Genomic DNA, 12,435 nt, shown 5'->3' on the forward strand with positions numbered 1-12,435 from the left:
TGGCGGCGAGATCACCCCCGCCATGGGATCAGGCGCAGGCCTCCCGCGCCTGCGCGAACACGCTTCCCCCGCCCGGCGCCGCGGCCAGGAGGCTGCGCGTATAGGGATGCTCCGGCGCGGCGAACAGCGCGGCCGTGCGGCCCTCCTCCACGATGGCGCCGCGATGCATCACCGCGATCCGGTCGCAGATGGTCGCGGCCACGCGCAGGTCGTGGGTGATGAACAGCATCGCGATGCCGAGGCGCTGCTTCAGGTCCTCCAGCAGCCGGAGGACCTGCGCCTGCACCGAGACGTCGAGGGCCGAGACGGCCTCGTCGGCGACGATCACGTCCGGCTCCATCGCGAGCGCCCGGGCGATGCCGATGCGCTGGCGCTGGCCGCCCGAGAAGGCGTTCGGGTAGCGCTCGGCGGCGCTCGGCGGCAGGCCGACGAGGTCGAGCAGCTCCCGGGCCCGGGCCCGCGCCTGCCGCGCGGGCGTGCCGTGGGCGATCGGCCCGGCGGTGATGATCTGCTCGACCGTGCGGCGGGGGTTCAGCGAGGCGAAGGGATCCTGGAAGATCATCTGGATCCGCCGGCGCTCGGCGCGCAGGGCCTTCGGCCCCAGCGCCGTGAAATCGAGGCTGCCGAGCCGCACCGTGCCGCGGTCCGGCTCGACGAGGCGGATCGCGAGCCGCGCCGTGGTGGACTTGCCCGAGCCCGACTCGCCGACGATGCCGAGCGTCTCGCCGCGGCGCAGGTCGAAGGTCACCTCCTTCACCGCGTCGACCACCCGCGGCTTGCCGAAGAAGCCGTTGCGGGTGGTGTAGGTCTTGCCGAGGCCGATCACCGACAGGGCGACCGGGTTCGCCGCGACGGGCGGGCGCTCCGGGGGCGTCAGGCTCGGCACCGCGGCGAGCAGAGCCCGCGTATAGGGGGCTTGCGGATTCTCCAGAACGGCGCGGGCGGTGCCGCTCTCCACGAGCTTGCCCCGCTGGAGCACCGCGACGTGGTCGGCGATGTCGGCCACCACGCCGAAATCGTGGGTGATGAACAGCACGCTCATGCCGCGCCGCTGCTGGAGCTCGCGGATCAGCTTGAGGATCTGCGCCTGGGTGGTGACGTCGAGGGCCGTGGTCGGCTCGTCGGCCACCAGGACGGTCGGTTCCAGCGCCAGCGCCATGGCGATCATCGCCCGCTGGCGCTGGCCGCCGGAGAGCTGGTGCGGATAGGCCCGCACGATCTGCTCGGGCTCCGGCAGGCCGACCTCGCGGGCGAGCGCCACCGCGCGGGCGCGCCGCTCCGCGGCCGTGTGGAGGCCGTGCGCCTCGAACATCTCGGCGATCTGGTCGCCGATGCGCATCACCGGGTTCAGGGCCGTCATCGGCTCCTGGAAGATCATGGCGATGCGCCGGCCGCGCAGGCCGCGCCAGGCGCGCTCGTCGAGGGTGAGGAGGTCCCGGCCCTCGAAGGTGATGCGCCCGCCCGCGACCTTGAGCGACCGCGGCAGCAGGCCGGTCAGCGCATAGGCGCTCATCGACTTGCCCGAGCCCGACTCGCCGACGACGCAGAGGATCTTGCCGGGCATGAGGTCGAGGGAGAGCCCCTCGACGGCATGCGGCCGGTCGGCGCCCTTCGGCAGGGCGAGCGTCAGGTTCTCGATGCGGACGACGGGCTCGGTCATGGTCAGTGCGCTCCTGCGCGGCGGCGGGCGAGCACGTCCGCCCCGGACGCGCCAAGGTCCCAGAACAGCCCGGCCATTAGCCCGAGAGCCTCGCGGGTCTGCGACCCGAGCAGGTGCTCGTCGGGGGCGTGCTGCGAGCAGGCCGGGTAGGAATGCGGCACCCAGAGGGTGGGCAGGCCGAGGATCTCGGAGAAGGCGTCGTTGGGCAGCGAGCCGCCGAGATTGGGCAGCAGCGCCGGCCGCTTGCCCGTGCTCGCCGCGAGGGAGGCGAGCGCCCAGGACACCCACGGATCCTCGACCGGCAGGCGCGTGGCGCGGAAGATCTCGGTGGGGCTGCGGCGGACCTCGACCATCGGGAAGCCGTGCCGGTCGAGATGGGTCCGGACGGCGGCGATCAGGTTCTCCCAGTCGGTGCCGACGACGAAGCGCAGCTGCAGCGTCGCCCTGGCGGAGGGCGGCACGGCGTTGACCGGCCCTTCGGGATCGCCGCACGTGAAGGCCAGCACCTCCAGGGTGTTCCAGGCGAAGACGCGCTCGGCCGGCGTGAGGCCGGGCTCGCCCCAATCCAGGTCGATCGCCGGCGCGGTGGGATCGGTCCCGACCGCGATGTCGCTGAGGGCCGCGCGCACGCCTTCCGGGATCGGCGGCGGGCGCAGCGCCTCGACCAGGATCCGGCCCTGCTTGTCCACGAGGCTGGCGATGGCGCTCGCCAGCACGGTGCCGGGATTGCGCAGGAGCCCGCCCCAGTTGCCGGAATGGTGGCCGCGCTCGCGCAGGTTCACGGCGAGCTCGAAGCTGAAGCCGCCGCGGGAGCCGAGGAACAGGGTCGGCCGCTCGGCGCTGACCCGCGGCCCGTCCGAGGCTATGAGAAGATCCGCCCAGAGCGCCTCCGCCTCCTGCCGGCAGATCTCGCGCAGCCCGGGCGAACCGGCCTCCTCGCCCATCTCGATCAGGAGCTTCACGTTGAAGCCGAGCCGGCCGCCGCGAGCCCGCATCACCGCCTCCAGCGCGCCGAGATTGATGACGTGCTGGCCCTTGTTGTCGGCGGTGCCGCGGCCGTACCAGCGGTCGCCCTCGACGACGACCTTCAGCGGATGCAGCCCCGCGCGCCATTGCTCGGGGTAGTTCCGCACGGTGTCGCCATGGCCGTAGACCAGCACGGTCGGCAGTGCGTCGCCCTCGTGGCGGGTGCCGATCAGGAAGGGGCCGTTCACGCCGTCCGGGTTGTCGAGGATGCGGCTCTCGAAGCCGAGCCGGGCGATCGCCGGCTCCACGAAGTCGCTCAGATAGGCCTGGAGCCGGGGCAGCTGGCCCGGAGCCTGGCTCTCCGTGGGACGGCCGACCGCGTCCTGCAGGGCGGCGAGGAAGGTTCCGTCGTCGTAGTGCCGTTCCGCCAGGGCGACGGCGTCGGATCGGGACATGGCTTTCCGTGGGGTCTGATGGTCGGGACGGTCGGGGGGCAGCCGGTTTTCAGTGCCGGCCTTCGGGCGCGGTGATGTCGCGCACGCCATCGCCCAGCAGGTTGATGGCCAGCACCAGGACGAGGAGCGCCACCCCCGGGATGGTGATCACCCAGGGCTGGAAGAACATGTACTGCTTGCCCTCGGCGATCATCAGGCCCCAGGAGGGCAGCGGCGGCTGCACGCCGAGGCCGAGGAAGGACAGCGCCGCCTCGAGCAGGATCGCGTGCGCCATCTCGAGGGTCGCGACCACGATCAGCGCGTTCAGGATGTTGGGCAGGATCTCCTGGAACAGGATCCGGGCCGTGCCGAAGCCCGCGGCCTGGGCGGCGGCCACGAAGTCCTGGCCGCGCACCTGCCGGGTCGCCGCGCGGGTGACGACGGCGAAGCGGTCCCAGAGCAGCAGGCCGAGCACCAGCACGACCACCTTCAGGGAGCCGCCGACCAGGGAGGCCATGGCGAGGGCGACCAGCACCACCGGCATGGCGAGGCGCGTGGTGACGACGTAGCTCACCAGCGCGTCGACCCGGCCGCCGAAATAGCCGGCGACGATCCCGAGCGTGGTGCCGATGAGGCCGGAGATCAGCGCCGCCGAGAGCCCGATCAGCAGGGAGATCTGGCTGCCGTAGATCAGGCGGCTGAGATAGTCGCGCCCGAGCTTGTCCGTACCGAGCACATGCTCCCAGCTTCCCTTCGCCTGCCAGACCGGGGGGATCAGGCGCCGGGCGACGTCCTGGGCATAGGGGTCGTGGGGCGCGATCAGCGGCGCGGCGAGCGCGGCCAGGACGATGATGCCGAGGATGCCGGCCCCGATCAGGAAGCCGCCATGGTGGAGGCCGCGCCGGAGCGCGAGCGCCGTCGGCGAGCGGGCCGGCGCCAGCGGCGCGGCGTTCTCCGGGGCGGCCGGGATCGGCATCTCCGGGGCGGCGGCGCGGCCGGACGCGGCCATGGGGGAGGCGGGCTGGGTCGTCATGAGCGCAGGCGCGGATCGAAGAGGGCGTTGAGGAGATCGGCGGCCAGCGTCAGGGCAATGTAGACCATCGCCAGCACCAGCACGATCGCCTGGACGACGGGGAAGTCGTTGCGGGCGATCGATTCCCAGGCGAGCTGGCCGAGGCCCTGGAGCGAGAACACCGCCTCGATCACGATCGAGCCGCCGAGCATGAAGCCGAACTGCACGGCGGCGAGCGCGATCACCGGGATGACGGCGTTGCGCAGGGCGTGGCGGAGCAGGACCTTGTGCGGCGGCAGGCCCTTGGCGAGGGCGGTGCGCACGTAGTCGGAGGCCAGCACCTCCAGCATGCCGTTGCGGGTCACCCGCATCACGGCGGGCATGGCGTAGTAGCCGAGCGCCACCGCCGGCAGCACGAAGTGCTTCCAGGTCGCGTTCCCCGAGACCGGCAGCCAGCGCAGATTGACCGAGAAGACCATGATCAGAGTCAGGCCGAACCAGAAGCTCGGCATCGCTTGGCCGATCACGGAGACGGCGAGCGCCGCCCGGTCGATCCAGGTGTCGCGCTTCACCGCGGCCAGCACCCCGAGGGGGATCGCCACGACCAGCGCCACGCCGAGGGCGATGACGCCGAGCGTCAGCGTCACCGGCAGGCGGGCGGCGATGAGGTCGGTCACCCGCTCGCGGAAGTAGAAGGAATGGCCGAAATCGAGCTGGAGCGCCCGCCCCGCCCAGGCCATGAACTGCGCGAGCAGCGGCTCGTCGAGCCCGTATTGCCGGCGGATTGCCGCGATCTGCTCGCTCGTGGCCTCGGGGCCGGCGATCGCCGTCGCGAGGTCGCCCGAGAGGTGGAGGAGCATGAAGCTCGCCACCGACACGGTCACCGCGACGCTGACCGCGACCAGGATGCGGCGGAGTGCGAAGCCGAGCATGGCCGCCTCACTTCCACGAGGCCGCGTAGAAGCGCGGCACCTCGTCCGGCTGGGCGGTGAAGTTCAGGTCCTGCGTGAAGGCGTAGTTCGAGGGGTAGGAGAACATCGGCAGGGCGTAGGCCTCCTGCGCGATCCGCGTCAGCGCCTCGGCGTATTTGGCCTTGCGGGCCTCCGGGTCGCTGCCGGTGTCGCCCGCCTGGAGCGCCGCGATCACGGCCGGATCCTTGGTCAGGTCCTCCTCGCCGCCGCGGAAATAGACGCCCGTGAAGGCGGAGACGTCGTTGACCGAGAAGGAGCCCCAGGTCTGGAAGCCGATCGAGGTCTTGCCGGCCCGCAGCGCGTCGCGGAAGGCGGCGAAGCGCAGGTAGTTCAGCCGCACCTTGATGCCGACCGCGCGCAGATACCCGATCACGGCCTCCGCGTATTCCCGCTCGCGATAGGCGGACAGATCGATCTCGAACCCGTCCGGATAGCCCGCCTCCTTCAGGAGCGCCTTCGCCTTGGCCGGATCGTAGCCGTAGCGCGGCATGCCCTGATCGGTGCAGCCGAACTGATCGATGAAGCAGACCGAGTTCATCACCCGCGCGCCGCCGCGGACGAGGTTGTCGACCATGGCCTTGCGGTCGATCGCGTAGGCGATCGCCTGCCGGACGCGGGCATCCTTCAGCGGCGAGTTCGCCTGGGCGCGGCCGAGGCTGTCGAACTGCAGGAAGCCGACCCGCATGGTCTCGGCCGAGAGCACCGTGACGCCGGGGGAGGTCTTCAGCTGCTCGGCCTGGTCGCTCGGCACGCGCCAGATCCAGTCGATGCCGCCGGTGACGAGCTCGGCCATGCGGCTGTCGCCGTCCGGGATGATGCGGAATTCGAGCTTGCCGATCTTCGGCTTCGCGATCGGGCCGCCGGACCAGTACGACTCGAACCGCTCCATCGTCACGCCCTTGCCGTTCTCGACACGAACGATCCGGTAGGGGCCGGTGCCGACCGGCGCCTTGCTGAAGCCGTCGAGCCCCACCTTCTTGAAATAGGCGGCCGGGAAGATCGGGGTCGGCCCGGCGAGGTATTCGAGCGCGGCGGGGAACGGCGCCTTGAGGTGGATGCGGACGCCGTGCGGCCCCGTCACCTCGGCGCCCTTCATCCAGTCCACGTTGCCCTTGGTCACGACCCGGGCCTCGGGGCTGAGGACGTAGTTGACGGTGAAGGCCACGTCCTCGGGCGACAGCGCGTCGCCGTTGTGGAAGAGCACCCCTTCGCGAATCGTCAGGTCCAGGGTAACCGGATCGACCCAGGTCCAGCCGGTCGCCAGCATCGGCTTGTAGCTGCCCGTCGCCGGATCGCGGTAGATCAGCGTGTCCCAGACGTTGCGGGCGAGGATGACGCCCTCGCGCAGGCTGTTGTGATAGGGGCTGATGTTCTCGGGCTCGCTGTCCGAGGCGTAGACCAGCGTGTCGTTCGCCTTGCCGGCGAGCGCCGGAAGCGCGGTCGCGGTGAGCAGCAGGGCTGCGAGCGTCTGTCTCAGCATGTCGATCCGCCTCGGAAGCACGGCGGTCCCCGCCCGAATCTCCGTTCCGGCCGTGCCGCTTTTTTCACCGTGCTATAGTGTTGTGCAGATGCAATCGCAGCAAGTAGAATTTGGCGATTGCATCGTTGCCGTTTCGGCAAGGCAGGGGGAATGACCGGGCCGTGCAGACGACCAGCCTGCGCTACTTCCTGGCGGTGGCCCGAACCGGCTCGATCGCCGCCGCCTCGGGCCAGCTCAACGTCGCCGCCTCGGCGATCAGCCGGCAGATCGCCAATCTCGAGGCCGAGCTCGATTGCGTGCTGTTCGAGCGGCGCCCGCGCGGCATGGTGCCGAGCCCGGCCGGGGAGCTCCTGGCCCAGCATGCCCATCACGTGCTGCAGCGGGCCGAGCAGGTCGTCACCGAGATCCAAGAATTGCAGGGCCTCGTCCGCGGCCTGATCCGGGTTTCCTGCTCGGAGGGCTTCGCCATCGATCTCGTGCCGAGGGTCATCGCGGATTTCCATCGCCGCTATCCCGGCCTCCGCTTCGAATTGACGATGCTGCCCCCGGCCCAGGTCACCCAGGTGGTCGCCGCCGGCGAGGCCGATATCGGCGTGACCTTCAAGCTGGCCTCGACCCAGCCGGTGGCGGTAGTCTACGAGGCGCAGGTCGAGATGATCGCCGTATGCGCGCCGGATCATCCCCTGGCGGGATCGCCGATGATCCAGCTCCCGGATCTCGCCGCCTTTCCGCTGGCGCTGCCCACCCGCGACACCACGGTTCGCCTCGTCTTCGAGGCGGCCTGCTCCGCCGAGGGGATCGCGATCGAGCCGGTGCTGACCTCGAACGTGCTGTCCTCCCTCCTGCCCTTCGTGCGTCACACGCAGGGCCTCGCCCTGATGTCGGCCTTCACCGTGCAGACCCCGGTGCAGCTCGGCGAGCTGATCCAGATCCCGGTCCGGACGAAGAGCAGCCTGCTGCGCGGGATCCAGGTCCAGACCATGCGCGACCGCCCCCTTCCGCGGGCCGTGAAAGCCTTCCTGAACGCGCTGGTCGCCGCGCTGCCCACCTCGAGCCGCGCCTCGACGGAGGAGGACGGCGTCTGAGCCCCGCGCGCGGGGACGCGATCGGCAAAGAACGCCCACCGCCTCTCCGAAGGCACGCCCCGGACAGGATCGCCGCGGGCAGCGGCTTGATCCGCCGCCTTTCCGCAAGGGCTCCCATCGTTCGAACGAGAGCCCTGGCTCGCATCATCCCGGCATGATGCGCGGCCGAAGAGCGCGTTAACGATGTCATCGGCCGCCGCGCATTGATGAAAATTGCGCGTATTCGAAGCAAGAATAGAGAAACATCCGACGGCTAGGGTCTTTTCATCTGAAAGGCGAACGACTTTTCGGACCATCCATCAGAGGTATGATCATGACGACCAAGTCCGCTGAGCAGAATGCCCCGGTTCGCCTGAACGACGACGCGCTTGAGCCGGTCAACGGCGGCGCCGGTTCGGCGTTCGCAGGCATCGAGAGCATGATGGACAACATCAAGCGCGGCATCGGCAACGGCGCGACCCAGGTGCGCTACCATCAGGAGAGCCAGACGGTCGGCGGCAACACGAAGACGGTCACGCAGAGCCACTTCCGCCGGTAAGCAAACACCGTCCCAAGCCGTACTATGTCGGCCCGCCCGGTTCGCCGCGGCGGGTTTGTTCGTTTCCGGCCGGATCGTTGCCGCAGAAGTCGCACCGCGGGCGCCGATCGGGCCGCTCAACCGCGAGCGCTCTGGCCCCTGATGGCGGCGATGGAGGCCTGCAACGCGCGCTGGAGCGCGCCCGCCAGGACGGGTCGACCAAGTTCGCGTTGCGCTCGCCGCGCTCCGCCACGCCGGTCGCAGCGTTGCCGACCGCTTGGGCGTGAGGTTCGGATTCGATGCTCCCAAGCCGTCGCCCGGTGCCGCCCACGCGTGATCTCCGACACCACCGTCCTCAGGAGGCCGGCCTCTCCGAAGTCGTGTCATGGCGGGTCTTCTTTCGGCGGCGCCGGTGCCCCTGTGGATCGCCGCGGCAGCAAAGCGTGGCCGCGTGCTCCCCAACACAGCCAAGCCGGGGCGATCCGGTGTCAATCACGACAGACGCCAACAAGACGTCGCACCGACATCAGGAGATCTTCCCATGACCCACCGTGACACGACCTCGATGATCACCGATCAGAGCATCGGCGCCCAGCCCGTTCTTCTTTCCGACGACGCTCTCGATCAGGTCCATGGCGGTGCCCAGTCGCCGTTCGGAGACTTTTTCAACACCATGGCACGTGTCGCGAGCAATCGCCCTTCGCAGGGGGAGTATCACCACGATAGCCAGGGGAGCCGTGGCAAGACGAAGACGCTCACGCGGAACACCTTCCGCCGGTAAGCGAACCCCATCCCAAGCCGCGCCATTTTGGCCCGCCCGGTTCGCCGCGGCGGGCTTGTTCGTTTCCGGCCGGATCGCCATCGCATCGTCGGCGCCTCGCCCCCCGAGACATGCGGACGTCCGGCATGACACGGGTGCGTCGGCGCACCTGGGCCATGAAACCTTGGCCTTAACACCGCGTTGAGCTTGCAAATCAACATCTGGCACGAAGGAGGCCAGTCATGACCAGCATGAAAGCGCGTTTCACCCTCACCGTTCTTGGTCTCCTGGGCACCGCCACCGCCCTTGCTCTGTATGCGCAGAGCCTCGCCCTGCCCGCGAGCTTCGGCTGAGCGGCACGGGACCGGGCGACGCCGCCCTCGGCGCCCCCTCTTTGAAGTAAGCGGCCGTCACGCCGGGGCGGCCGCTTTTTCGTGCGGTCCTCGCCTTGGCCGCCCTTGCCTTGGCGGCCCTCTCGGGCCACTCGGCGCGGGCAACGGAAACGGCGCGGTTCGGGGCCCGGCGTGTTTGGCGGAAGATTCGGTCGGCGCTTCGGGCCGCTCATGCTCCTCGTCCTGGCGGCCTGCTCGGACGATGCCGCCGAACGGCGGCGCGCCCTGGGGCCTCATCCGAGCTTCGAGGATGCGATGCGCGTCGCCAGCGCAGGGCGCGGCCGCCGCCTGTTCGGCCAGTGCGGCGCCTGCCACACGATCGGCAAGGGCGCGGGCGACCGGAACGGCCCCAACCTCTTCGGGATCATCGGCAAGCCGGTCGGCGGCGGCAGCACCCGGTTCGGCTATACCGGCTCCCTGCTGCGGGCCGGCGGCGTCTGGTCGCCGGACAGGATGGATCTCTGGCTCGCCGCCCCGGCCGCCTTCGCGCCCGGCACGAGCATGACCTTTCCGGGCCTGCCCGACCCGCTCGATCGGGCGGATGTCATCGCCTATCTCCAGGCGGCCTCCCGCTAGGGACCCGGGCGGTCGATCGCCGCAGCCGGAGCGGGGGAGGGAGAAAGCGCGCGGGCGAAGGACTTTCCTCACCGCGCCCTGTCCAGGGCCTCCCCCAGTCCGACGGAGATCCATCCCATGCTCCTGCCCTTCGCCCTGCCGGCCGCCCTGCTCGTGCTCGTGCTCGCCGCCGGCCCCGCCCTCGCCTCCTCCTGCTCGGAGGAGATCGCCACGCTGCAGCGGCGTCTCGACAGCGCGGGCGCCGAACAGGTGACCGGCACGGCGCCGGCCGGCGGCCCGACCTCGTCCGACTCCCCCAAGGCCCTCAAGAAGCCGCCGGCGGGCCAGCCTTCCGATCCGGGCAGCAAGCCGACCGCGGGCGGCGTCGGCGAGGCCAAGACGTTGCTGGCCCAGGCGAGCGAGGAGGAGAAGGCCGGCAAGGCCGAGGCGTGCCGGCAGACGGTGATGAAGGCCAAGGAGAAGGCCGGCGCCCTGCCTTAGCCCGCCCCCCGCCGGCGCGCATCGTCCGGCCCCCGGTTCGGACGATGCGTCCGGGGAGATTCCGCCCTCTCGCGCCGGGGCGGCAAGCTCTCCGGCGCGGCGGCCCCGATGAGTCCGACGAGCGTTGCCAACTAAAGGTTGTATTGCTAGGGTTGTGTCGAGGGCGGCTTCACAGCGGCGGTGCGCATGTCGAAGCCTTCGATGCCGGATCATCCTTCGGGACCGAGACTTGGTCTTGGGCGCAGCGCGGAAGTCTTCGCGCTCGGATCGCAATACGTCCTGAAACTTTACAAGATTCCGTTCGATCCGGCCGCTGTAGAGGGCGAGTTCGCCGCGTCCCGGCACGCCCATCGCCTCGGCCTGCCCGTGCCGAAGCCGGTGGAGGTCGTGGAGCGGGGCGAGCGCAGCGGCATCGTGTTCGAGCGGCTGCACGGCCCGGTCATGCACGACGCCTATCTCCGGCATCCGCTTCGCTACGTCCTCGGCCTGCGCCGGCTCGCGCGGCTGCAGAGGGAGATCCACGTCCGCGAGGCGCCCCGGCCCCTGGGCCGGCTGGAAGACACGCTGCGCCTTCAGATCCAGCAGGCCCCGGTGCCCGAGCCGACCCGGCAGGCCGCCCTCGAGGCCCTGCATCGGTTGCCGCGCGGCGACAGCTTCTGTCACGGCGACCTGCACGCGGACAACGTGGTCGTCACCGCCGCCGGGTTGCAGATCATCGACTGGCAGAAGGCCGGGATCGGCGCCCCGGCCGCGGACGTGGCGCGCAGCGCGATGCTGCTGCGTTACGGCAGCGCGAAGCTGGGATGGTACGGGCGCGTCCTGCCGATCGGGCCGATCCGCGCCCTCCTCGCGCGCCTCTATGTCGGCTGGTACTGCCAGGCGAGCGGTGTGCGCCCTGCGGAGGTGCGGGCATGGCTCCTGCCGGTGCTGGTCGGGCGCCTCTTCGGCAAGCCGGCCGATGCCGAGCCCGAGATCCGCGCGGCCAGCGCCCGCCTCGCGAAAGCCGCCGGCCGCCGCGACACCCGCCGCCCGCGCGGGACCTTCCAGGACGTGTGGGGGATGATGTGCTTCCTGACGGGCTTCGCGGTCTAGAGCCGCTTCCGATCGCGTTGCCATCGGGAGCGGCTCCAGGCCTTTGTCGTGACGCGCTTTCTCACGCCGAACCGGTGTCCCCTTCGGCGCAGAGCGCTCTCAGAGCCGGGCGTCGCCTCATTCAGGTCCCGACTCCGCCATAGGCCTTGAACGACGCGATCACCGCCTCCGCCCGGTCCGCCTCGACCGTGGCGGAGACGGCGATCTCGCCCGCGAGGGCGGGCTCGCCATCCGTGCCGGCCTTCGCGCGGCCGTCTTCGAGATCGGCTCCGGCCGCCTCGACGCCGGCGCTGTTGGCCTCGGAGGCCGCCAGAATGCGCACGGCCGCGCGGTCGATGCCATGCTCCTGCACGAGATGCTCGACGGCGGTCTCGGCGTCTTGCCGCGACCGGAACCGGGACGTGATGGTCTTCGACATGCGCATCTCCTTCGGCGAAGGAGAACCGGCCAGCCCGGGAAGGGTTCACCCGGCCGGGCGCCGGCCACGCCATGACGCAGCCGCGGGAAACGGACCGGCAGAAGGACGCGGAGGGAAAGGGACGCGGGGGGAACACGACACGCTGTCGCGCCCGGAACGGACCGCCCTCCCCGTCTCTTCTCCAGGCACTCTGGCATCGAGGAGGTTGGAATGGACGACGATCGCGTGTGGTCCTTCGAGAAGAGCCTCTGGACCGGTGACGCCGATCACTACCGCGAACTGGTCGATGATGCGTGCCTGATGGTGCTGCCGCAGCCGCCCTTCGTCATGAGCGGCCGGCAGGCGATCGAGGCGGTGGCCGATACGCCGCGCTGGACAGAGGTCGCGCTCTCCGAGGGCCAGATCGCGCGGCCGCAGGAGGGCCTCATCGTGATCGCCTATCACGCCAAGGCCCGCCGCGACGGCGAAGCCTACGAGGCGCATTGCACCTCGACCTACCGGCGGCTGGCGCACGAGACCTGGCGCGTGGTCCAGCACCAGCAGACGCCGCCGCTGGTCACCGCCGCGCCCAACGAGGCGGGCGGGGGCTGAC

Annotated in this window: 13 protein-coding genes; 7 read left to right on the top strand and 6 right to left on the bottom strand. The window is 70.6% G+C overall.

All coding sequences use genetic code 11. From position 1 onward, the window contains the following. Window positions 1–28: 28 nt before the first annotated feature. The 5 genes from MMB17_RS00865 to MMB17_RS00885 are packed head-to-tail and all read right to left on the bottom strand — an operon-like array spanning window position 29 to window position 6,523. Complete coding sequence (locus tag MMB17_RS00865) at window positions 29–1,660, bottom strand: ABC transporter ATP-binding protein (protein WP_241100731.1); 1,632 nt, start codon at window positions 1,658–1,660, stop codon at window positions 29–31. A gap of 2 nt (window positions 1,661–1,662) precedes the next feature. After that, window positions 1,663–3,081 carry a M20 family metallopeptidase gene (locus tag MMB17_RS00870; protein ID WP_241100732.1) on the bottom strand — a complete coding sequence of 473 codons (1,419 nt, stop codon included), beginning with the start codon at window positions 3,079–3,081 and terminating at the stop codon, window positions 1,663–1,665. A gap of 49 nt (window positions 3,082–3,130) precedes the next feature. Further along, a complete protein-coding gene (locus MMB17_RS00875) occupies window positions 3,131–4,036 on the bottom strand; it encodes an ABC transporter permease (protein ID WP_241102303.1) in 906 nt (301 codons plus the stop codon). A 53-nt stretch (window positions 4,037–4,089) separates the two neighbouring features. Further along, entirely contained in the window at window positions 4,090–5,004 is a 915-nt protein-coding gene (locus MMB17_RS00880; protein WP_241100733.1) for an ABC transporter permease, read from the bottom strand. A 7-nt stretch (window positions 5,005–5,011) separates the two neighbouring features. Then, window positions 5,012–6,523, bottom strand: a complete 1,512-nt coding sequence (locus tag MMB17_RS00885; protein ID WP_241100734.1) for an ABC transporter substrate-binding protein — start codon at window positions 6,521–6,523, stop codon at window positions 5,012–5,014. Between the two features lie 161 nt (window positions 6,524–6,684). Here MMB17_RS00885 and MMB17_RS00890 point away from each other — a divergent pair, with 161 nt between their 5' ends. The 6 genes from MMB17_RS00890 to MMB17_RS00915 all read left to right on the top strand — a co-directional run bounded on the left by MMB17_RS00890 (window position 6,685) and on the right by MMB17_RS00915 (window position 11,425). After that, window positions 6,685–7,608, top strand: a complete 924-nt coding sequence (locus MMB17_RS00890) for a LysR family transcriptional regulator (protein WP_241100735.1) — start codon at window positions 6,685–6,687, stop codon at window positions 7,606–7,608. A gap of 313 nt (window positions 7,609–7,921) precedes the next feature. Next, entirely contained in the window at window positions 7,922–8,146 is a 225-nt protein-coding gene (locus tag MMB17_RS00895) for a hypothetical protein (RefSeq protein ID WP_241100736.1), read from the top strand. 520 nt (window positions 8,147–8,666) lie between these two features. Further along, on the top strand, window positions 8,667–8,906 hold the full coding sequence (locus MMB17_RS00900; protein ID WP_241100737.1) for a hypothetical protein: 240 nt from the start codon (window positions 8,667–8,669) through the stop codon (window positions 8,904–8,906). A gap of 542 nt (window positions 8,907–9,448) precedes the next feature. Beyond that, complete coding sequence (locus MMB17_RS00905; protein WP_238309765.1) at window positions 9,449–9,853, top strand: c-type cytochrome; 405 nt, start codon at window positions 9,449–9,451, stop codon at window positions 9,851–9,853. 117 nt (window positions 9,854–9,970) lie between these two features. Then, the gene (locus MMB17_RS00910) at window positions 9,971–10,333 is read left to right on the top strand and encodes a hypothetical protein (protein ID WP_241100738.1); all 363 of its coding nucleotides are present in this window, start codon (window positions 9,971–9,973) and stop codon (window positions 10,331–10,333) included. Window positions 10,334–10,534: 201 nt separating this feature from the next. After that, the gene (locus MMB17_RS00915; protein ID WP_241100739.1) at window positions 10,535–11,425 is read left to right on the top strand and encodes a phosphotransferase family protein; all 891 of its coding nucleotides are present in this window, start codon (window positions 10,535–10,537) and stop codon (window positions 11,423–11,425) included. A gap of 121 nt (window positions 11,426–11,546) precedes the next feature. Here MMB17_RS00915 and MMB17_RS00920 read toward each other — a convergent pair whose 3' ends face one another. Next, window positions 11,547–11,843 carry a hypothetical protein gene (locus tag MMB17_RS00920; protein ID WP_241100740.1) on the bottom strand — a complete coding sequence of 99 codons (297 nt, stop codon included), beginning with the start codon at window positions 11,841–11,843 and terminating at the stop codon, window positions 11,547–11,549. A gap of 210 nt (window positions 11,844–12,053) precedes the next feature. Here MMB17_RS00920 and MMB17_RS00925 point away from each other — a divergent pair, with 210 nt between their 5' ends. Continuing rightward, window positions 12,054–12,434 (top strand): DUF4440 domain-containing protein, encoded by a 381-nt coding sequence (locus tag MMB17_RS00925; RefSeq protein WP_241100741.1) that lies wholly within the window; start codon window positions 12,054–12,056, stop codon window positions 12,432–12,434. The last annotated feature ends 1 nt before the right edge of the window (window position 12,435 follow it).

It is taken from the genome of Methylobacterium organophilum (genome assembly GCF_022533465.1).
Taxonomy (GTDB): Bacteria; Pseudomonadota; Alphaproteobacteria; order Rhizobiales; family Beijerinckiaceae; genus Methylobacterium; species Methylobacterium organophilum.

What these genes read in the sequence shown, in the direction of transcription:
- MMB17_RS00895 (WP_241100736.1), top strand. Translation starts at nt 7,922, where the DNA reads ATGACGACCAAGTCCGCTGAGCAGAATGCCCCGGTTCGCCTGAACGAC.
- MMB17_RS00915 (WP_241100739.1), top strand. Translation starts at nt 10,535, where the DNA reads ATGCCGGATCATCCTTCGGGACCGAGACTTGGTCTTGGGCGCAGCGCG.
- MMB17_RS00875 (WP_241102303.1), bottom strand. Translation starts at nt 4,036, where the DNA reads ATGCCGATCCCGGCCGCCCCGGAGAACGCCGCGCCGCTGGCGCCGGCC.
- MMB17_RS00900 (WP_241100737.1), top strand. Translation starts at nt 8,667, where the DNA reads ATGACCCACCGTGACACGACCTCGATGATCACCGATCAGAGCATCGGC.
- MMB17_RS00910 (WP_241100738.1), top strand. Translation starts at nt 9,971, where the DNA reads ATGCTCCTGCCCTTCGCCCTGCCGGCCGCCCTGCTCGTGCTCGTGCTC.
- MMB17_RS00880 (WP_241100733.1), bottom strand. Translation starts at nt 5,004, where the DNA reads ATGCTCGGCTTCGCACTCCGCCGCATCCTGGTCGCGGTCAGCGTCGCG.
- MMB17_RS00870 (WP_241100732.1), bottom strand. Translation starts at nt 3,081, where the DNA reads ATGTCCCGATCCGACGCCGTCGCCCTGGCGGAACGGCACTACGACGAC.
- MMB17_RS00885 (WP_241100734.1), bottom strand. Translation starts at nt 6,523, where the DNA reads ATGCTGAGACAGACGCTCGCAGCCCTGCTGCTCACCGCGACCGCGCTT.
- MMB17_RS00865 (WP_241100731.1), bottom strand. Translation starts at nt 1,660, where the DNA reads ATGACCGAGCCCGTCGTCCGCATCGAGAACCTGACGCTCGCCCTGCCG.
- MMB17_RS00905 (WP_238309765.1), top strand. Translation starts at nt 9,449, where the DNA reads ATGCTCCTCGTCCTGGCGGCCTGCTCGGACGATGCCGCCGAACGGCGG.
- MMB17_RS00920 (WP_241100740.1), bottom strand. Translation starts at nt 11,843, where the DNA reads ATGTCGAAGACCATCACGTCCCGGTTCCGGTCGCGGCAAGACGCCGAG.
- MMB17_RS00925 (WP_241100741.1), top strand. Translation starts at nt 12,054, where the DNA reads ATGGACGACGATCGCGTGTGGTCCTTCGAGAAGAGCCTCTGGACCGGT.